Origin of the sequence: Maridesulfovibrio sp., from assembly GCF_963677005.1 — a bacterium.
In the GTDB taxonomy this organism is placed as follows: Bacteria; Desulfobacterota; Desulfovibrionia; order Desulfovibrionales; family Desulfovibrionaceae; genus Maridesulfovibrio.
Genome location: NZ_OY781616.1, coordinates 4,073,471 through 4,093,721 on the forward strand (window position 1 = coordinate 4,073,471; position 20,251 = coordinate 4,093,721).

Here is a 20,251-nt window from a genome sequence, read left to right on the forward strand (position 1 = left end):
GAATAAAGAACTCTTAGCATTAAATCCCGCCAGTTCGTGCCGCAGGAACTTAAGTCACAAATAAGCATATTGACTTATCAGCATGCGAGGCCTAATTACTGAATAGGAAAATGAAGGAGGCGGAAGTCATGGCAAATTGTCTTGATGTTGCAGCATATATTTTGGAGAAAAAACAAGAACTCACCACCATAAAACTTCAAAAGCTTGTATACTATAGTCAAGCTTGGTCATTAGTTTGGGATGAAGCCCCACTTTTTGCCGAACCAATACAAGCTTGGGCGAATGGGCCTGTTGTTCCTTCTCTGTTTGCTAAACACAGAGGCCAATTTAAGGTAAGCATTATAGAAGATGGAAATTCTTCCAATCTATCTGCTGACGAGAAAGAAACTATAGACTCCGTTTTAAAAACATACGGAGACAAAAGTGCTCAATGGTTAGTAGCTTTGACTCACTTAGAAAAACCTTGGCTTGACGCAAGGGCAGGGTGCCCTGATGGTTCTTCTTGTAATACGGAAATTACTCAAAGTGCTATGGCAGAATACTATAGTGGTCTTTAGAAGATGGCGAAGAAGAAAGCTAAGATTAAGCAAAATCCCACACCGTCTAAAACGGTTAAATTTTTAGAAAATCCAGAACAAATTTTGGATAGTCATATTTCATGGCACTTTAACTTGATGGACCAGGCTCCTGATTCTCCGTGGACTTCTTTACCCAAACATTTGAATAGGTATGCAGACAAAATAAATGCATATGAAAAACAAACTATAGCCGAAATATTTCACGAAAATCAACAATATAATCATGCCGTTCCTGTTGGCCGATTAGTTCCACGAGCACAAACAAGACTGAACACATTGAAAATAAAAGTTGATGCTCTGTATCGATTAAGGTTTGGGGGAAAACATCGACTTTGGGGAATATTGAAAGGAAATATTTTTCAGATATTATGGTGTGATCCTCAGCACCAAGTCTGCCTTTCCGAGAAAAAGCACACATAACACAAATTACTCCCACTCCGGTTCCGACACAACCGTGACGCAAGTACTCAATTTTAATTTTTTACAATTCATTTTTTTCAGTCCCTCCCCCTTTGCGAGCCCTGCCCAATCTTCCGAAACTCCCGTAACATCCCCATACCCCTGATCCCCCATCAGTTCCGCACAACTCTGCGGGATAGATATTCATCCAGTATTCCTGTATGGTTCGCCCATGTCCAAAGCTCCGATACTTGTTCTTCAGATGCAGCGCATGGGGGATCTCATCCTCTCTTTTCCGCTTTTCCTCTGGCTTGAGAGAACCTATCCCGGCCATCCCATATGGGTTGTGGCCGAGGAGAAATTTTTCCGGCCGCTCATGCAGATCAGCCCGCGGGTTACCTATTTCCCGTGGGAGGGAATCGGGGTTCTCAAGCAGCACCAATACGAGCTTATAATCAACCTCAGCATACGTAGCCGGGCTGCCGGGCTGGCCGGGGAACTCAAAGCGGAGGCGAAACTGGGACCTGTCACGGTTTCCGGGTCCACTTATATAATAGGTGACTGGCAGTTGTACCGGGCCAGCGTGGTGGAAAACAACCGGCACAACCGTTTCCACTGGGCCGACCTCAATGCTCTGGACTGTATACCAAGGGACAGCATGGGCCGGACAACGTGGCCGCAGCCCCGGACTCTGCAACCTCAGTCCAATCGCATTGGGCTCTTTCTGGGCGCCAGCGAGGAGGCCAAAAGACCCGGAGTTGAATTCTGGGCCGGTCTCTGTTCGGAACTTCTGGGCCGGGGAATGCGTCCGGTGCTGTTCGGCGGTCCCATGGAGCAGGGGATGGGGCAGGAGGTTGCAAGGATATTCGGCGGACCCGTGCTTGATATGTCCGGCAGGCTGAATCTAAGCGAGCTTGTCGCCGTGGGGCAGTCCCTGCAGCTTTTCATCACCCCGGATACCGGGCCGATGCATCTTGCCGCCTGGACCGGGCTGAAGGTGCTCAACCTTTCCATGGGCAATGTGAATCCATGGGAAACCGGGCCTTACCAGACCGGACACTATGTTTTGCGCCCGACCATGAGCTGTGCTCTCGGATGCTGGAGCTGCAAACGGGATCGGCTTTATTGCCACGGGCCGTTCACTCCTTCCCGGATAGCGGTTATCGCCAGACGCATGATACTTGATGACCGGGCCGGGCTATCGAAGACCGGCATGCCCGGACTCGGACTTTACCTTTCTTCCAGAAACGCGGCCGGGCTGTATTCCCTTGATCGGCTGGGTCGTAACATCTCCGGGGCAGGGGATGTGCTGGGCGCATTCTGGCAGCATTTTTTTCTGTCCGCGTTCGGTTCCGGTGATTTTTCACAGGCGGCCGTGCGCTGGGATGAATTAGAGAGCAGGTATCCGGCTCCGGCTGAAAAAATGTGTACCCACCTTCCCCGGATCGGACGTGAGTTCAGCCGCGGTCTGGCCAGGGGCACCCGCCTGCCGGATTCATTCTGGAATTCCTGCCCGCTTATCCTTAGACAATTTTCAGGCTACGTTCATCTTTTCCTGCAAAACAACGATTACGACCGATGCTCCTGGGCAAGAGTCCTTACCCTATACGAGCAGCTTGCCGCGTTGATCTCCCGCTGATTCCGGCATGGAACATTTTTTCCCAAGCGGAAGAAAGTGCCTTGCTAAACCGGTTTTTGTCTTTATAACTATCCATAATTAAAGTGTTTTTGTTTTGGCACGCCTCGTGAATACAAATTGCCGAGGAGTTACAATATGAAAATACTTCCACATCTTGAACAAAACAATCAGGACCTGTCCGCTCTTCTGGACAGATCTTCACAGGTTGAAAGTTCGTATCGGTCAGCAATGTTCGATACCTTTCTTTATTCCAGTCAGTCGGCTGCCGAGGAAATTTATCGGCCCCTTGAGGAGTCCGTGAACAATCTTCAGTCTTCGGCCCGGGATATGGCAACGGACCGGAGGACGGCAGAGTCCGCGTCCGAGCGTATCGACGAGGCAGCCCACAACGTGGCCATGCAGTCTGTTGAGGAGAAGCCGCAGGATCTGAAGGTCAGCCGCGAGGACTGGGAGGATATCCGCGAGAGTCTTGAAGAATACGGCATGGACTCCAAGGATATCAACGACATTGAAGAAAAGGTCCTCAGTGAAAACGGGCTGACCTACGGGCAGCTTGTATCGCAGATTTCTACCATGATGCAGGGGCTGAAAGGGATTGAACTTACCCCTTATCAGGAGCAGAACCTGAATTCGATCTTTTCCAAGATGGGTTTCACGGCGGACGAGTCCACATCCATGCTTGCATCCATACGGCAGGGTAATCTCGGCGATGTTGTCGAGAAAATGCAGCAGAAGCTTTCTTCCATGTCGGACAGCAAGAGCATTCAGTTTTCCGAGGAGGAAACCAGTACCCTCAGCGGCCTTTTCAATCTTTCCGGTGAAGACGGCAAGAAGATTGCGCAGTTCTTTACTTCCGAAGGTGCTACTGCGGCTGATCTCAAAAAGGGCTTTGCCGTTTTGAAGGATGCCCTGATCAAGCAGCAGAACGAGCAGGATGCCAAGGATCTCAAGCTGGTCAAGAGTGTGGGGGATTCCCTGCATTCGGCCATGGAAAAGGCCTCCGACCAGTCTCCCAGCAATTTCCGCATGGCTTCGTCGGAAGTTATCAGCGATTCCATGGGCGCTGCAAAGGACGTAAGTGAAAGCGTAAGGCAGAACGCGCAGAATGCTTCGGATAATGCCGGACAGAACGGGCAGGGGCATGACCGCAAGGGCAACGGCTCCGAAAACGGTCAGGGTAACGGCCAGAACATGACCGAAGCCGATTCCAAGCACGGACACCGGCACTGGCTGGAGCAGGTGCTTGACGATTCCAACGATGTGGACAGCTGGAGTGATTTTTTCGGCAAGCTGAGCGATGAAACTTCCGCTGGGTTGAAGGGCTCCAAGGCCGGAGATGTTTTCGGCGGACTGGCCGGTACTCTCCAGAACGCGGCAAAATCTGCGCAGGCAGGCAAGACCAGTTCCCTGTGGGAAAATACTGCCCGGTCGAATGTTCTCGATCAGGTCAAGGAAGGGGTCTTCAAGAATCTCGGACAGGGACGTTCTCAGTTCTCCCTGCAGCTCAACCCTAATGATCTCGGTACCGTAAACGTGATGCTGCAGGTCAAGAACAAGGAAGTTCAGGCTGTTATCAAGGCTGAAAACCCTGAAACCGCCAAGGTCATCGCCGAACATTTAGAAACTGTTAAGCAGGCGTTGGAGGATCAGGGTCTCAAGGTGGAAAAACTTGAAGTGCAAACCGGTATTGCCGACCATGAAACACAGAATTCATGGCAGAATGCTGAAGATCATAACCATGCGCAATACCAGGAAATGATGTCTGAAATGCGTCGTCGTTGGAATGGAATGAGGCAGGGCGGGACCTCTTTGGCCCAGGAAATGCAAGATGTCGGTCATACGGCATCAATTTCCGGGAACGGACTGTACATTGTGGCTTAACATAAATTTACAGTCCTGAATAAAAATGAAGAGGTAAATGTCATGGGATACGTAGGGTTCAGCAACATACTCGGCAGGGCTGAGGCGGATATGGCCGCCAGCAACCAGCCTGACCACAAGAGTTCTCTCGGTCAGGATGATTTCCTGAAGCTCCTGCTGACCCAGATGCAGAATCAGGACCCTGCCAACCCGATGGAAGATAAGGAATACATGGCCCAGATGACCCAGTTCTCAAGCCTTGAACAGCTCACCCAGCTCAACACTTCCATGCAGACCATGATCGACAACAACGCTCAGGACCAGATGGTCTCGGCAGTCGGCTTCATCGGCAAGGAAGTGCGGGCGGAAGGTTACAACGTGAGCCGGGAAGGGGACAAGATCAGCAAGGTCTTCTACGGACTCGGCGAACCTGTGGCAAACGCTTTCATCAACATTTACGACCAGAACAACAACCTTGTCCGTACGGTTCAGCTCGGTTCAAAGGCCGAAGGGACCTATGAATTCGAGTGGGACGGAAAGGACTGGGCCGGTGATAACGCCAAGGACGGTGTGTACACCATCGCCATGGCGGCAGAAGACGCCACCGGATCTCCGGTCATGGTCAAGACGGAAGTCAGTGGAGAGGTAACCGGCGTAGTGGCAGACGGAGGACAGCAGTATCTGCACCTCAAGGACGGACGCTACCTCAACTTCCTCAATATCAGAGAAGTGGTAAGTCCTACGGATGTAGCCGAGGAAACAACCGGAACCGGAGAAACTGAAGATACCGATTCTTCCGCAAGTTAAGGGCTCAACGGCATGAGTTAGCGGAATCGGTAGACGGCATTCGAGAGTCAACAGGACTTTTTCAAGGAGGACCTTATGGGTATTTCAGCATCATTATTCTCAGGAATTACGGGATTACAGGCCCACGGCGACAAGATGTCGGTGCTGGGTAACAACATCGCCAACGTTAACACAGTCGGCTTCAAGAGCGCTAAAATGCATTTTGAAGACGCCATCAGTCAGGATACCACTACCGCAACCGGTACCGCACAGGTCGGACGCGGTGTGCAGGTCGGAGCCATCTACGCAGACTTCGCACAGGGTTCTTTCGAGACAACTTCGGAAGCAACCGACCTGGCAATAGGCGGTGAAGGATTTTTCATAGTTTCCCCCAAGAGTGAGGAAACAACATATTATACCAGAGCCGGGAACTTCCGGTTCGACAAGGACGGTTATCTCACCGATCCTCACGGCTACGTGCTGCAGGGCTGGCAGGTTCAGGGCGACAGCAACAACCAGGTCGCAACCGGCACAACCGTCAACACAACTGATACCGTGCGTACCATCGGTGTGCCTACCGACATCAGGCTGGAAAACTTTCAGTCCGCGCCACAGGCCACCAGCCGTATCAACATGATCACCAACCTTGATTCCGGTGAGGCCAGCCGCTCGACCAGTGCCGACAATCCGTACTTTTCACTCTTTGAAGCCTGGGACGGAACAGCAACTCCGCCTCTTGGTGACTCCCTGTACGGCTATCAGTCCACCATCAAGGTCTATGACGCCAACGGTTCCTCACACAACGTGACCACCTATTTCGATCAGGTTACCCTGAGCAACGCCGGCGGCAAGAAGGTATGGGAATTCATAGTTACCTGTGATCCTGCTGAAGACGGTCGAATCGTCAGCGGCACGGATACCTTCCTGAATACCTCTGCAGCAGGGCTGCTCATGACCGGAACCCTGACTTTCAACGCGGCCGGAGATCTGACCGGTGTTTCAGCCTTCACCCTCAAGAGCGGTGTCGGTGCATCCGAACTCAAGACTCTTTCGAACTGGACCCTGGCCAACTTCTCGCAGGACGGTCTGCCGGTGCTTACCGCCAACTTCCTGTCGACTTCAAACGCCAGCTTTACGAACTCGACTGATCCGACCACCATTGAGATGAACTTCGGGCTTTCCAATAAGGACCTGTCCGGCAGCGGTATCACCAAGGGTTGGAATACCGGTTCATCCACAATCTCCAACGCTTCACAGCTTGGTACGGATGTGACTGACATAACCCGCATTCCGAATTTCGGTTCAGCGGAAAAAAGTGCCCTGGCAACAACCAGCTACAGTTCCGGTTCAACCACGCTGTTCCAGTCTCAGGACGGCTACACCGCAGGTTTCCTGCAGAGCGTATCCGTAAGCAGGGACGGTGTTCTGACCGGCCGTTACTCCAACGGCCAGATTCAGGAACTGTACGTGCTGACCATCGCCGACTTCAACAACAACTGGGGGCTGCGCAGAGAAGGCGGCAACCTTTTCAGTGAAACCCGGGAATCCGGCGATGCGCTTACCGGCCGCCCGAATACCGGCGGACGCGGTTCAATCGCCTCCAACTCGCTTGAACAGTCTAACGTGGACCTCGCTGTGGAATTCGTCAACATGATCACCACACAGCGCGGTTTCCAGGCTAACTCCAAGGTCATAACCACGACAGACTCGATGATGGGTGAACTCATCCAGCTCAAGCGTTAATAAGTGAATGATGTATCCTTACAGATGCTGACCATATAGGAAACTCCTTCTACAACCTCCGCCTGCGGGACTGACTCCCCCGCCGGCACAGGTACCCTGCAACCCCGCCTCCGGATATGCCGTTCCGGAGGCGGGGTTGCCATTTTTTATCCTATGCTCTGTGCCTGCTGCAGACGGGCATGTCCATCGGGTTCAGCCATGTGAATCCTCGGTTTCAATGTAAATTTAAATAAAGAATCTTAATGCTGCGATCGGCAGGCGGATTTGAGCCTTCCGGGCGAATTTCTCATCGGCTTATACTTCGGCTCTGATTTCAGCAGGATAGGTCCGGACAGCACACGCGATTTAGTGTTTCCATTTGCAAGGGATGCTCATGGCTGGGCGGGAAAAAATTGACGGGCAGCAGTCGGCCGGGGCGGGAAAAAATTGACTTTCGGCGGTTATATTAAGAAGTCTAGACTTTATTTATATATATAACTATTTGAAATATATAAAAAATATTATTTTGGCATGTCTGATGCTTAAGGTTTGTTAACAAAACGGAATTTTGTGAACTACAAGGAGGTTCAGATATGTCCTTAGTCATCAACCACAACCTTATGGCAATGCACGCCTCGCGAAATCTGCAGGAATCGTATGGCAACCTCGGTGTTTCCACCCGCCGTCTTTCTTCCGGATTGCGTGTCGGCACAGCGGCTGACGATGCCGCCGGTCTGGCGATTCGCGAACTTATGCGCGCAGACATCAAATCCCTGGGACAGGGCATGAGAAACGCAAACGACGCGATTTCCATGATCCAGACCGCAGACGGTGCCCTTCAGGTCATCGATGAAAAGCTCATCCGCATGAAAGAGCTTGCAACCCAGGCTTCCACCGGTACCTACAACTCCGACCAGCGCCTGATCATCGACTCAGAGTTCCAGGCAATGGCTTCGGAAATCACCCGTATCGCAAATGCTACCGACTTCAACGGAATTCATCTGCTCAACGGTAACCTTTCCGGAAGCCAACACAACGGTAACGGCCTCAGCTCCACCGGTCCTTTGAAGGTCCACTTCGGAACAGGCAACGACTCCGCTGAAGACTATTACTACATTTCAATTGGCAGCTCCACAGCTTCGGCTCTGGGTGTCAGTACCGCAATTTCAACTCAGGCGCTTGCTCAGGCTGCTCTTGACAAGCTCCAGAACGCGATCATCTCAAAAGACAAGATCCGCGCGAACCTCGGTGCAATGCAGAACAGGCTGGAAAATACCATTACCAACCTTTCAATTCAGGCTGAAAACGTCCAGGCCGCAGAGTCCCGTATCTCTGATGTTGACGTAGCAACTGAAATGACCGAATTCGTGCGAAATCAGATTCTCACTCAGTCGGCAGTAGCCATGCTGTCGCAGGCCAACTCGCTGCCGAAGATGGCAATGCAGCTCATCGGCGGTTAGTAGCCTAAAAACCGGGTGACGATTAAGGACTGTGGAGGTGGCTGATCACCGCCTCCCGGTCCTTGATAGTAAATTCAGCAGACCCTGCCGGTTCATTCATTCTCCGAATGGTCGGTGAATTCCCCCATATGTTCAAGAGCGGTTTGCGCCGCAGTCTGTTCCGCCTTTTTCAGGCTTGTCCCTTCCGAAGTGAACACCTCTCCGTCAGGCAGAGTCAGCGTTACAACGAAAATTTTTTCATGTTCCGGTCCACGTGTGTCTGTAAGCGCGTACGTAGGACGTTCCTTAAAGGCCGCCTGAGTGACTTCCTGCAGTTTGCTTTTGAAGTCCTTGGAGTTTTCTATTTTCGGTGAGTTCGGCCACTTGCCTTCGAAAAGCCTCAGGATAAGTTTTTTTGCCTCCTCGTAACCGCCGTCCAGAAAGACCGCGCCGATAACAGCTTCCATGGCATCTGCCAGCAGCGAAGACCTCGTCCGCCCACCTTGAGCTTCTTCCCCTCTGCCCAGCCGGAGAAATTCATTCAATCCTATTTCCTGCGCAATGGATGCCAGGCTTTTTTCCTTTACCAGTTTTGATCGTATTTTGGTAAGCTGTCCTTCATGTGCGGCGGTGAATCTTTTGAAAAGCTCGGAAGTAACGCACAACTCAAGGACCGCATCGCCCAGAAACTCCATTCTTTCGTTGTCTTCGACCGGTTCAGCCTGCTCGTTGGCCCACGAACTGTGAGTGAGGGCCGTGGCTAAATGCTTGACTTGGGAAAATCGATAGTGGATACCTTGCTGAAGGCGAGAAAATTCTTCTACCATAAAAACCTGCTTAAATTTATATAAATAATGTACTCTTACTCATGTTTAAAAGCCTTGTTCGAACCGGAATCCATTGCCGTTGTCGGGTCGTCTGCGGGCGCTTCCGACCCCGGCAGCGTTATTATAGGCAACCTTCTTGCTTCAGGATATAAGGGTAAAATTATTCCCGTCAATGCCGAAGGGGAAGAAGTTCACGGCCTCAGTGGGCTTTCATCGGTCAAAATGCTTCCAAGGTCAACCGACCTGGCTGTGATATGCCTTCCGGCGGCAGACGTCCTTCCGGTGGTCGAGGTCCTGGCGGACATCCCGGTACGTGCGGCGGTTGTTACCAGTGGCGGATTCGGGGAGATAGGCCGGGAAGGCTACCGACTGGAACATGAACTTGCCCTGGCTGCCAAACACAACGATATGATAATTCTCGGCCCCAACTGCATGGGGCTGATGAATACAGCCCTGTCCATGAATGCCAGTCTGGACCCTGAATTCACCCTTCCGGGCAACATTGCATTTTTTTCCCAGTCCGGGGCGCTATGTTCAACTGCTCTCGATTGGGCCAATTCCGAAGGGGTCGGTTTCTCCAAGTTCGTCAGCCTGGGAAACAAGGCTGTGCTCGGTGAGTCCACCATGCTGAGCTATCTGTCCGGTGATGCTGATACCAAAGTTATTGTAGGTTATTGTGAGACCCTCAAGGACGGACATGATTTTCTGAGGACAGCCTACGATACAACCTTCAAAAAGCCCCTTATTCTTCTCCGGGCCGGGGAAACCCCTTCCGGTGCACGGGCGGCTTCTGCTCATTCCGGAGCTTTAACCGGCGCTACTTCCGCATACAATGCCGCTTTTCGGCAGACCGGGGTCATGCAGGCCGTGGATATTGCCGACATGTTCAATCTCGCGCATGCCTTTTCATGCCAGCCCCTGCCGCAGGGCTCCAATGTTGCCATTCTCACCAATGCCGGCGGTCCCGGAATTCTGGCTGCCGACATGTGCGAGAAGGGAACCCTGAACATAACCAGACCTTCGTCCGCAACAATCGAGAACATGAAGGGATTTCTTCCCGCCTACGCTTCGGTCTACAACCCTGTGGATATGATAGGCGATGCCACTGCGGAAACGTATCGCAAGGCTCTCAAGGCCGTGGCTGAAGACGATGTTTTTCATTCCATTCTGGTGATTCTCTGTCCGGCCGCAAATATCCTTGGGGAAGTGGAAAAAGTTGCCGCTGACATAATCGCTTTTGAAAAAGAGTGCTCAAAGCCCATTGTGACATGTTTTATGGGCGGACATTCAGTGGAGAAAGCCAGGATACTCCTGCGCGGAGCGGGAATTCCCTGCTACGATTTTCCGGAAGTGGCTGTGCGCAGCCTTGATGCCATGGCAAGCTGCTACCGCTGGCAGAAAAAGGACTGGCCTATTGAAGTCTGCTTTCGCCGCGACTATTCCAAGGCCAAGAGCATAGTTGATAACTGCATACAGACGGGACTCAGTGAACTTGTGGAACTGGAGGCTCAGAACCTTGCTTCGGCATATGAACTGCCTGTTCCGGAAACCGTGCTGGCCCGTACTTCCAATCAGGCCGCAAAGGCCGCCAAAAGGATCGGGTACCCTGTTGTCCTCAAGGTCGCTTCCCCGCAGATTCTCCGCAAGAACGAGTTGGGGCTGGTGGTGACGGGGATCAAAAGCCCGCAGGAGTTGCGCAAAGCATTCATGGAAATAACCACCCGTGCCGCAAGACGCTGCAAGGACGCTTATATCACCGGCTGCCTTGTTCAGGCCATGGGTCCGGAAAATGCTCATGAGATAGCAATCAATTTCCGGCGCGATCCCCAGTTCGGTCCGCTCATTAATTTTTCTCTCGCAGGTCTTCACGAAGACATGCTAGGTGATGTATCATCAAGGCTCGCACCGCTGGCCCTGAACGATGCGCAGGAGATGATCCGGGAGATCAAGGCCTATCCGATTCTGCGCGGAGTGCGCTCCGGCAGCGCTGTGGATTTAGGTGCCCTTGAAGATATCCTGCTCATGGTTTCCCAGATGGCCTTCGACCTGCCGGAAATTCAGGAGGCTGAATTCAGCCCCGTGCTGGCCGGACCTGAGGGAGCAGTGGTAGCAAACATGCGCATGACCGTGGGATAACCACAGCACAACCTTGAAAAAAGTGATAAAATTTTCTCAGGGACCGAATGGTCTTTCTGAGTTCATCATAAGTCTACATATTGTCAGCAAGTAGTTAAGGAGTTTTCAATGTCCGGTTTGTATATAGGTTCCACCAGCGGTTATTCGGGCAAAAATATGATAGTCATGGGTCTGGGATTGCATTTCATGAAGCAGGGGGTAAGCCTCGGTTACATGAAGCCTGTAGGAGCCATTCCCACAGAGCTGGATGGTGAACTGGGCGATGAGGACGCCTTTTTTATTCAAGAGGTTCTGGGGGTATCCAATCCTGCCAGTGTAGTCACTCCCGTTGTTGTCACCCATGATTTCAAGGTGCAGGCCTTCAACGGCAAGGTTGAGGATCATGTCCAGCCCATAATCGATGCCTACGGCAAGATCAGCGCGGATAAGGACCTGACTCTTGTTGCCGGTTCCGGGTCTATGTATTCCGGTAAATATTGCGGCGTGGACGGCATTCATCTGGTCAAGACGCTGGGTGTAAAGTGCGTGGTGATCGACCGTTTCCAGAAAGAACTGAACTACGATTATCTGGTCGTGCTGAAGGAATCTCTGGGAAGCAATCTGGCCGGGGTTATTCTGAACGACATTCCTCCTACCTTCATGGATGAGATTACCAACCTGATCAAGCCGTTCCTCGAACGCATGGGGGTAAAGGTTCTTGGTGTAATCCCCAAGGATCCGCTTATGGGCACGATCAAGGTCGGAGACCTTGCCGACCGGCTGGGCGGCAAAATCATTTCCGCCCACAACAGAACCGACCTGCCGGTGGAGAGCTTTCTCATCGGGACCATGCAGGTTGAAAATTTCATGACCCATTTCCGCAGGCATCGCAATTCAGCGGTCATTGTCGGCGGGGACCGTTCGGATGTGCAGCTCGTGGCCCTTGAAGGTGAGTGCCCCTGTCTCGTGCTCACCGGAAACCTATATCCCAACGACATCATCCTGACCCGTTCCGAAGTGTTGGAAACGCCCATAATAATGGTTCGTGACGATACTTTCAGCGTGGCCAAGAAAATGGAAGATATCCTTTCCAGGCACAAGCTGCGCGAATCGGCCAAGATAGAGCACGGCGTTCAACTGGTGGAGAAGCACATTGATTTTCAGTACCTGAAGAAAGCGCTGGGACTGAAATACTGAAGCAGCACGGCGTTGCGCTGTTCAGGCTGATTGAATTTTATTTCTGCATTGTTGCGGTGCGGCGGGATTTTTCCCCTCGCACCGTTTTTTTGTGCTCGGCAGATTGTTCCCGGGTTATATGAAAAGAGGATTGTATTTTTTTTCGTGATCCACTTTCGTCATGGGGCCGTGTCCGGAAAAAATCTTGGTGTCGTCCGGGAGAATGAAGATACGGTCACTTATGGAACTGACCAACTGGTCGTGGTCTCCGCCCGGAAAGTCGGTGCGTCCGGCGGAAATCATGAAAATGAGATCGCCGACAAAAACGCTGCCGATGGCCGGAAAAAAGTAGGACAGGCTTCCCGGAGTATGCCCCGGCGTGCCCAGAACCATTACCGGGCTGTCCAGTATCATGGTCCGTCCCGGCTGCAGATCGGTCACTTCAAAGTCAACCATTTCCCTGAACTCCTTTGAACCACCCATATTGACTGTGACATCGTTCAGGTACAGGTCCTTTGTGTTCCCGTATACATTGGCTCTGGTAATTCTGTGGAGGTCCGCCACTCCGCCGATATGGTCGAAATGCATATGGGTAAGGTAGATGCCGTGCACGTCCAGTCCGCGCTGGTTGATTGCCCGCAGCAGCGGAAGAGGTTCCGGTCCGCAGTCGATAACCACGGCATCTTTGCCCGAAGTCAGCAGATAACAGTTGGTTTCAAGAGGGCCCAGTACGAATGTTTCAACGGTTATGCTCATGGTCTGACCTTGACTGAATGTCGGCAATAGAGTGAACTCCAGAATAAAATAACGCTAACTCCAAGGATCAGACATGCTTTATTTTCTGGGGAACTGTCAAATGGATTTTCTGAGCCGGGCCGTTGCCGCGAAAGGGCTGGAATGTACCTACCGGGCATTGGCCTCGCCTTTGACCATCAACAGCTCTCCCGGAACAGTCCCGGCAGATCTTGCGGAAAAGGATTCGGAGTTCGGGCTGGACGAGTTCATGCATGGACGCAGCCTGCGCAACCAGTTCGCTCTTATCGATCCGGATGACCCGCAGCCGGAGCTGATAGTGCTCAACCTGTTTCACGAGACCGGCCCGCTTTTTATCAACAACGGTTTGAAATATATCTTTTTTATCGATCCCCGGTCCTGGACGCAACACCCGCAATTCGAATCATGGATGAAGGCCGGTTTCGGAATGATCGGAGCCAACCCGGCAACCTATCTGAAGCGTTACGGAGAGATGCTTTCCCATGTGCGCAGACAGTTCCCCACAGTACCTATCCTCGTTGTTTCCCGTTTATCCCATTATCCGGCCTTCGGGCCCGAACCATATTCCTATCTGGCCGGCTGGGGAGACATAGGCCGGTCTGCGAACTCTTTTTTCCGCGTTTGGGAGGCGGAGAATCCCGGACTGACTGTTCTGGACATGGACCGTGTTTTCGGCGGGATATGGGCTGAATCGGATAAAAGAATAGAATCGCACTGTCCGTTTCTGAAATTCAAGCTGACTGAAAAGGATGATGTGATAACCGGGCTGCATGCCGCTCGGGATGTGGAGCATATCGGCTCCATGTGGTCGGTCATTGCGGGCAAGGTTGCGGAATTTATCTCTGCAGGCCGGGTCACTTATGCGGAGAATGAAAAGGTGAGTGCGGATTGGTCCATCCACTGGCGCCCGGAAAAATCCTCGGAAAATGAATTGCTGGAAATGCTCGCTTCCGGTGCCAACTACCGTTGTGCTCGTGCCGTGGGAAGTTTTTTTCTTGATCTGGAAAATGATTACACGGAGCTGCTGGTGAGAACAGCCGCATTCACCCCGGTCTGCCACAACACCCTGCATATGATTAAAACCTACGGGCGCATCTGGCGAAACCCGCTGCTGGCGGACTGGTGCCGGGTTCATAGGGATAATGCCGCGGCATTTACCGGCAATGGGCCGCTGTACACACGGACTTATCTGGAACGGATTGGTGAGATTGAGAAGTATGCGCTTGGCGGGTGATCCGACAGGGCTGCTACGGAACTCCGTTCCGGCAGCCCTGCAGGTATGATGAGTTTTTTACAGGGCTTGTTTATCCGCCTTGAGTGCGCCCAGAAGGGCTTCGTCCAGAGACGGATGGGGGAACACGACCTTGTGTATGTCGTTTTCCGTCCAGCCTTCCTGCACGATCATGGCTGCGGCCGTGGTGAAACCGGAAACATGGTGTCCCACAGCGGTTATTCCGGCCACTTTGCCATCCAGCCAGATTACTTTCACGAATCCCTGAGTGGAGGCGTAGGCCTGCGCGATGGGGTTGGCGACCAGCGGAAAGGATGATGTTTCCACCTTTCCTTTCCCTTCCAGATCAGCCGGCATACTGCCTACGCGCATTGTTTCCGGTGAACCGTACAGTATGGAGGGCACCGGTCCGTGCTCGTAGGGACCGTCTGTTTTTCCGGCTATGCGGCGGACCACGTAACCGGCCTGGTGGCTGGCGGCGTGGGCCAGCAGGATGTGACCGTTGAGGTCGCCGATTGCGTATACATTGGCGGCGGCTTCAAGATTCTCGTTTACCTTGACGAATCCCGGTCCGGCAGTCTCGATCCCCAGTGCTTCAAGGCCGATGCCACTGGAATTGGGGCGGCGCCCGATGGCGATGAGCGCCTTGTCGGCGACCAGTTCATCTCCGTCTTCGGTGCGCAGAACGGCTTTTCCGTTCTCGGCGCTGACCGAACGGACCTTGACGCCGAGACGGATGTCCCATTTGCGGCGCTTGAATATGCCCTGCAGGGCCTTGGAGACTTCCGGGTCTTCATACACGGCAACGCGATCCATTGCGTCCACCACCGTGATTCTGCAACCTGTGCGGTGGGCGATCTGGGCCATTTCCAGCCCGATGAATCCTGCGCCGATTACCAGAAGTGATTCCGGCATTTCGGTCAGGGACAGGAAGCCGGTGTTATCCAGTATGGTTTCATTATCCGGTTCAAGACCGGGGAAAACCGTAGGATGTGAACCGGTGGCGAGAACCAGATTCTCATATTCAAGAACAGCTGTTTCGCCGGGACGTGAGACCTCTACCTTGCCGGGTTCCAGAATTTTAGCAGTTGCCCGGTAGATGTCTATTCCTAGATTTTTGGCCTTCTGTTCCATGGCCTTGCGGGTGGCGGCGATGAAGCGGTCCTTTTTGGTGCACAGAGCGTTGAAATCTATCTCGATCTCGCCCTTGGCAACCTTGGCCTTGGACTGAGCCTCCAGCTCCTCCACCGGGGATGTCGCCCCGAGATAGAGCTTTGTGGGGATGCAGCCAACGTTCAGGCAGGTTCCGCCGAGCAGTTCCTTTTCCACCAGCGCGACTTTGATGCCTTCGCCTGCGGCTTCAAGGGCGGCATCGAAACCGCCGGGGCCGGCTCCCACGACCACAAGGCCGTAGGAGCGTTTTTCGGACGGGAAATCACTTGAGGTCATCGGTAATCACCATGTCACGGGCTGCTTTTGTTTCATCCAGTCTCTTGACAGACATGTGTACCGGTGCGGCATGCAGCATATCGGGGTTCTTTTCGGCAAGTTCCGCAATCTCGATAAGATCGTCGACAAACTGGTCGAGGGTTTCCTTGCTTTCGGTCTCGGTCGGCTCGATCATCAGACATTCCTTCACGATGAGCGGGAAGTAGATGGTCGGTGCATGATGGCCCTTGTCCAACAGAGCCTTGGCGATATCCAGAGCGCGTACGCCGTTCTGGGCCTGTTTGACTGCCGAGGTCACGAATTCATGCATGCAGATGCGGTTGTGCGGGATTTCGAAATGGTTTTCGAGCCGTTTGCGCATGTAGTTGGCGCCGAGGACAGCACCTTCCGTGGCCCGGATCAGCCCTTCGCGGCCGAGACGGAGCATGTAGGCGTATGCCTTGAGATAAACGCCGAAGTTTCCGTAGAACGGAGCCACGTAACCGATGGATTTGGGTTCATCATAGGAAAGGTAATACTGGCCGTCTTCCATCTTTTTTACTCTGGATACGGGCAGGAAGGGAACAAGCTTTTCGCTTACACCCACCGGGCCGGAACCGGGGCCTCCACCGCCGTGGGGGGTGGCCAGAGTCTTGTGCAGGTTCAGGTGGACAACATCGAATCCGGCATCGCCGACTCTCATCTTGCCCATAATGGCGTTCATGTTTGCGCCGTCGTAGTATAGCAGGGCGTCTTTTTCATGAATCATCTTTACCAGTTCGGGAAGATGAGTCTCAAAGAGACCGAGGGTGTTGGGGCAGGTCATCATTACGCCGGCAACATCGTCATCAAGAACTTCGGCCAGAGCTTCAGGGGTGATGATGCCGTCTTTTGATTCAACAGCAACAACTTCGAATCCGGCGATTGAGGCGGATGCGGGGTTGGTTCCGTGAGCGGAGTCCGGGCAGATTATTTTGGTCTTCTTGTTGCCTTTGTCGCGGTGGTATGCGGCGATGAGCATTACCCCGGTGAGTTCGCCGTGTGCCCCGGCCATTGGGTGCAGGGTGAAGGCGGACATTCCGGTGAGTTCGCTGAGCAGACTTTCGGTTTCGTAGATAACTTCAAGCGCGCCCTGGCAGTGACGTCCCGCACCCTTGAGCTGGGAAATCACCGGATGCAGCTTGGCGAAACCGGGAAGGGCGGCAACCTGTTCCGTGAATTTGGGGTTGTACTTCATGGTGCAGGAACCCAGGGGGTAGAAGTTGGAGTCCACACCGAAGTTTTTCTGGGAAAGTTTGGTGAAGTGGCGAACAACGTCCAGCTCGGAAAGCGAAGGCATACCTGCTTCCTTGCGCAGGAGTTCTGCGGGGATGAGGTCCTCGATTTTCTTTCCCGGTTTTTCAGGCCAGCATCCTTCGCGGCCGGGAACGGACTTTTCGAATACTGTTTTCATTAGATTGCCCCCCGCAGAATTTCGGCGAAAATGCCGATCTGTTCTTCTGTTGTTTTTTCCGTACAGGCCACCAGCAGCACGTTTTCGAGCCCTTCGTAGTAACGTCCTACGGGAAAGCCGGGGATGATCCCGCGCGCGGTGAGTTTATCAATGGCTTCGAATGCGTTCACCGGCAGGCTGATTGCGAACTCGTTGCCGAAAGGACCCTTGGTGAAGAGTTCCACGCCGTCAATGGCGGTGAGCCGCTCGGCGGCATAGTGGGCTCTTTCAACGGATATGGTTGCGGTGCGGCGAAGGCCTTCCTCTCCCAGCAGGCAGAGATGGATAAGGGTACGCAGGGCGCACAGGGCCTGGTTGGAGCAGATGTTCGAGGTGGCTTTCTGGCGGCGGATGTGCTGCTCTCTGGCCTGCAGGGTGAGCACGTATCCTGTTTTGCCGTCTTCATCCACGGTGCGGCCTGCCATGCGGCCGGGCATCTGGCGGACAAGAGCCTTGGTGCAGGTCATAATTCCCAGGTAAGGTCCTCCGAACGAGAGGGGCTGGCCAATGGACTGCCCATCTGCCACGGCAATATCCGCGCCCATTTCTCCGGGAGTCTTAAGCACGGACTGCATAACCGGGTAGGTGGAAACAATGGCGACAGCCTTGTGTTCATGCACGGCGGCAAACAGCTCGGTGAAGTCGTTGACCGACCCGAAAAAGTTGGGGTTCTGCACGATTATGGCGGCTGTTTCCTTATCCAGAGCTTCGATGATGGATTTGATGTTGGTGCGGCCGTGGTTGTGCGGAACAGTGACCAGTTCAAGATTCAAGTTGGTGGTGTAGGAATCAAGCATGACCCTGTAGATCGGGTTCAGGGATTCGCTGACGATTATCTTGCGGCGTTTGGTTTTGCGCACGGCCATGAGGGTGGCTTCGTAGAGTGCGGAACCGCCATCGTAGACCGAAGCATTGGCGAAATCCAGATCCATGAGGCGTGCCATGGCGGTCTGGTATTCGAAAATGGCCTGCAGGGTTCCCTGCGATGATTCGGGCTGATAGGGAGTGTAGGCGGTGTAGAATTCACTGCGGGATGAAAGGGCGTCCACAGCTGCAGGGATGAAGTGGTCGTAGAATCCTGCTCCGAGGAAGCTGGCAAGGTCGGTGGTGTTTCTGGCAGCCATCTTTTCCAGCTTTTCAAGGACGGCCATTTCGCTCAGTCCTTTGGGCAGATCAAAGCTCCGAGGACGCAGTTCGGCCGGAATTTCGGCGAAAAGGTCTTCCATGGAGCTTACGCCGATCACATCAAGCATTTCCCGGATTTCTTCCGGGGAATGAGGAACGTAGGGCATTGTTGTCCTCCGGTAAAAATTGAATCCCCGCTGACGCGGGCGTCCGGCGGGGATTGGTTGAAAATATTACGGTCAGATTTCTCCGAATTAGTGGGCTTCTTCTTCGGTCACCTTTTCGTAGGCTGCTGCATCAAGAAGTCCGTCGGTGGAACCGGTGATTTTGATTTTGATCATCCAGCCCTCGCCGTACGGATCTTCATTAACTTTTTCCGGTGCGTCTTCAAGGGCTTCGTTGACGGCAACTATTTCACAGTCAACAGGAGAGTATACTTCGCTGGCAGCCTTTACGGATTCGATGGAACCGAATTCGTCTCCGGCGGCAAAGGTGTCGCCTACCTGGGGGAGTTCGACGAAAGTAAGGTCGCCGAGCTGTTCCTGAGCAAAGTGGGTGATTCCGACGGTGGCGGTATCTCCGTCGATTTTAAGCCATTCGTGAGATTTGGCGTAAAGAAGTTCCTGAGGGATCATGAGTACTCCTTCTATTTCTATAGATAATGCTGAGTTTAAATTTCCTGACTTATTTGCATTCAATGAACTTTTAACCGATAGCATTCCTGCTTAAGAAATAAAAGCCTTGAATACGGGTAAAATCCACAAAATTTCACGCAAAATTGGCGAATATGGGAAAGTGGAATTATTCTGTGCTGTTGTGACTTTGCACTTCGTGTTACGCGAGGTTGTCTTTTGACGAAAAAAGGCATACGCAGATGGGTATGGGGTGGCGTTTCGTGTCGGCCCAGTTTCCGGGATCTTACCAGTGCGTGAGTTCGAAGAAGTGACTCTATTTTTGTAGGGAGAATCGGTTGGTTGAGTGCAAGGTTCCTGATCGGGAAATAATAGAGGTGAACACAGCCGGAAGGGTCTGGAAGATAGAGCGGACTGCTGATCTTGAAACCCTCTGGGAGTCTATCGGCGAAGATGATTTCGGGGATGACGAGCGTCTTCCGTACTGGGCGGAACTATGGCCCGCCAGCGTACTGCTGGGCGAATGGCTGTACCGTAATGCCGGGCTTATCAGGGGGCGGCGCTGTCTTGATCTCGGTTGCGGATTGGGTTTGACTGCGATTATCGGGCAGTCTCTGGGGGCTGAAGTGGTTGCCTTTGATTATGAAATCGAGCCCCTTTTTTTCGCCCGTGGAAATTCTGTTCTCAATTCAGTCCGGCAGCCTCTGTGGCTTCAGATGGATTGGCGGTCTCCGGCGCTGGCCGACAGTTCGTTCGATTTCATCTGGGGCGGTGATATTCTGTATGAAAAAAGATTTTTCGATCCGCTGGAAAAACTTTTCCGGCGGGTGTTGAAGCCGGGCGGCACCATCTGGATGGCCGAACCTGTGCGCGATGTTTCCCTGCCTGTCTGGGAGCAACTTGAATCCATGGGTTGGAACACCGCACTTCCGCTTACGGAAAAGGCCGCGTGCTGCCATGCTGAAATGACCGTGAACATCAGGAAAGTTGTCCGCGGTCCCAATATGTAATTCATAAGGAGGTTTGAA

General features: G+C 52.9%; 17 protein-coding genes. 11 read left to right on the forward strand and 6 right to left on the reverse strand.

Annotated features, from left to right (window positions below):
* Positions 1-128 precede the first annotated feature (128 nt).
* The 7 genes from ACKU4E_RS18035 (at position 129) to ACKU4E_RS18065 (ending at position 8,444) form a co-directional block, all read left to right on the forward strand.
* Entirely contained in the window at positions 129-557 is a 429-nt protein-coding gene (locus ACKU4E_RS18035; RefSeq protein WP_320172451.1) for a type II toxin-antitoxin system antitoxin SocA domain-containing protein, read from the forward strand.
* A 3-nt stretch (positions 558-560) separates the two neighbouring features.
* Complete coding sequence (locus ACKU4E_RS18040; RefSeq protein ID WP_320172452.1) at positions 561-998, forward strand: hypothetical protein; 438 nt, start codon at positions 561-563, stop codon at positions 996-998.
* 211 nt (positions 999-1,209) lie between these two features.
* Positions 1,210-2,616, forward strand: a complete 1,407-nt coding sequence (locus ACKU4E_RS18045; protein ID WP_320172453.1) for a glycosyltransferase family 9 protein — start codon at positions 1,210-1,212, stop codon at positions 2,614-2,616.
* Between the two features lie 135 nt (positions 2,617-2,751).
* The gene (locus ACKU4E_RS18050; RefSeq protein WP_320172454.1) at positions 2,752-4,497 is read left to right on the forward strand and encodes a flagellar hook-length control protein FliK; all 1,746 of its coding nucleotides are present in this window, start codon (positions 2,752-2,754) and stop codon (positions 4,495-4,497) included.
* A gap of 42 nt (positions 4,498-4,539) precedes the next feature.
* The gene (locus ACKU4E_RS18055) at positions 4,540-5,283 is read left to right on the forward strand and encodes a flagellar hook assembly protein FlgD (protein WP_320172455.1); all 744 of its coding nucleotides are present in this window, start codon (positions 4,540-4,542) and stop codon (positions 5,281-5,283) included.
* 75 nt (positions 5,284-5,358) lie between these two features.
* A complete protein-coding gene (locus ACKU4E_RS18060) occupies positions 5,359-7,005 on the forward strand; it encodes a flagellar hook protein FlgE (RefSeq protein WP_320172456.1) in 1,647 nt (548 codons plus the stop codon).
* Positions 7,006-7,577: 572 nt separating this feature from the next.
* Positions 7,578-8,444, forward strand: coding sequence for a flagellin (locus tag ACKU4E_RS18065; protein ID WP_320172457.1), 867 nt, complete (start codon positions 7,578-7,580; stop codon positions 8,442-8,444).
* A 92-nt stretch (positions 8,445-8,536) separates the two neighbouring features.
* Here ACKU4E_RS18065 and rnc read toward each other — a convergent pair whose 3' ends face one another.
* Complete coding sequence (gene rnc / locus ACKU4E_RS18070) at positions 8,537-9,250, reverse strand: ribonuclease III (RefSeq protein ID WP_320172458.1); 714 nt, start codon at positions 9,248-9,250, stop codon at positions 8,537-8,539.
* A 54-nt stretch (positions 9,251-9,304) separates the two neighbouring features.
* Between rnc and ACKU4E_RS18075 the strand changes: the two genes are divergently transcribed.
* Positions 9,305-11,386, forward strand: a complete 2,082-nt coding sequence (locus ACKU4E_RS18075) for an acetate--CoA ligase family protein (protein ID WP_320172459.1) — start codon at positions 9,305-9,307, stop codon at positions 11,384-11,386.
* A gap of 108 nt (positions 11,387-11,494) precedes the next feature.
* On the forward strand, positions 11,495-12,562 hold the full coding sequence (locus ACKU4E_RS18080) for a phosphotransacetylase family protein (protein ID WP_320172460.1): 1,068 nt from the start codon (positions 11,495-11,497) through the stop codon (positions 12,560-12,562).
* A 114-nt stretch (positions 12,563-12,676) separates the two neighbouring features.
* Here the strand turns inward: ACKU4E_RS18080 and ACKU4E_RS18085 are convergent, their stop codons facing one another.
* Positions 12,677-13,324 (reverse strand): MBL fold metallo-hydrolase, encoded by a 648-nt coding sequence (locus ACKU4E_RS18085; RefSeq protein ID WP_320172461.1) that lies wholly within the window; start codon positions 13,322-13,324, stop codon positions 12,677-12,679.
* A gap of 73 nt (positions 13,325-13,397) precedes the next feature.
* Between ACKU4E_RS18085 and ACKU4E_RS18090 the strand changes: the two genes are divergently transcribed.
* The gene (locus ACKU4E_RS18090; protein WP_320172462.1) at positions 13,398-14,549 is read left to right on the forward strand and encodes an SGNH/GDSL hydrolase family protein; all 1,152 of its coding nucleotides are present in this window, start codon (positions 13,398-13,400) and stop codon (positions 14,547-14,549) included.
* Positions 14,550-14,606: 57 nt separating this feature from the next.
* Here ACKU4E_RS18090 and ACKU4E_RS18095 read toward each other — a convergent pair whose 3' ends face one another.
* The 4 genes from ACKU4E_RS18095 to gcvH form a co-directional block, all read right to left on the reverse strand.
* Entirely contained in the window at positions 14,607-15,995 is a 1,389-nt protein-coding gene (locus ACKU4E_RS18095) for an NAD(P)/FAD-dependent oxidoreductase (protein ID WP_320172463.1), read from the reverse strand.
* Complete coding sequence (gene gcvPB, locus ACKU4E_RS18100) at positions 15,982-17,427, reverse strand: aminomethyl-transferring glycine dehydrogenase subunit GcvPB (RefSeq protein WP_320172464.1); 1,446 nt, start codon at positions 17,425-17,427, stop codon at positions 15,982-15,984. Before gcvPB ends, ACKU4E_RS18095 begins: the two co-directional genes overlap by 14 nt.
* The gene (gene gcvPA, locus ACKU4E_RS18105; RefSeq protein ID WP_320172465.1) at positions 17,427-18,758 is read right to left on the reverse strand and encodes an aminomethyl-transferring glycine dehydrogenase subunit GcvPA; all 1,332 of its coding nucleotides are present in this window, start codon (positions 18,756-18,758) and stop codon (positions 17,427-17,429) included. The genes gcvPB and gcvPA overlap by 1 nt, the downstream gene beginning before the upstream one ends.
* An 87-nt stretch (positions 18,759-18,845) precedes the next feature.
* A complete protein-coding gene (gene gcvH, locus ACKU4E_RS18110) occupies positions 18,846-19,226 on the reverse strand; it encodes a glycine cleavage system protein GcvH (RefSeq protein WP_320172466.1) in 381 nt (126 codons plus the stop codon).
* Positions 19,227-19,561: 335 nt separating this feature from the next.
* Between gcvH and ACKU4E_RS18115 the strand changes: the two genes are divergently transcribed.
* Positions 19,562-20,233, forward strand: coding sequence for a methyltransferase domain-containing protein (locus tag ACKU4E_RS18115; RefSeq protein WP_320172467.1), 672 nt, complete (start codon positions 19,562-19,564; stop codon positions 20,231-20,233).
* Positions 20,234-20,251 lie beyond the last annotated feature (18 nt).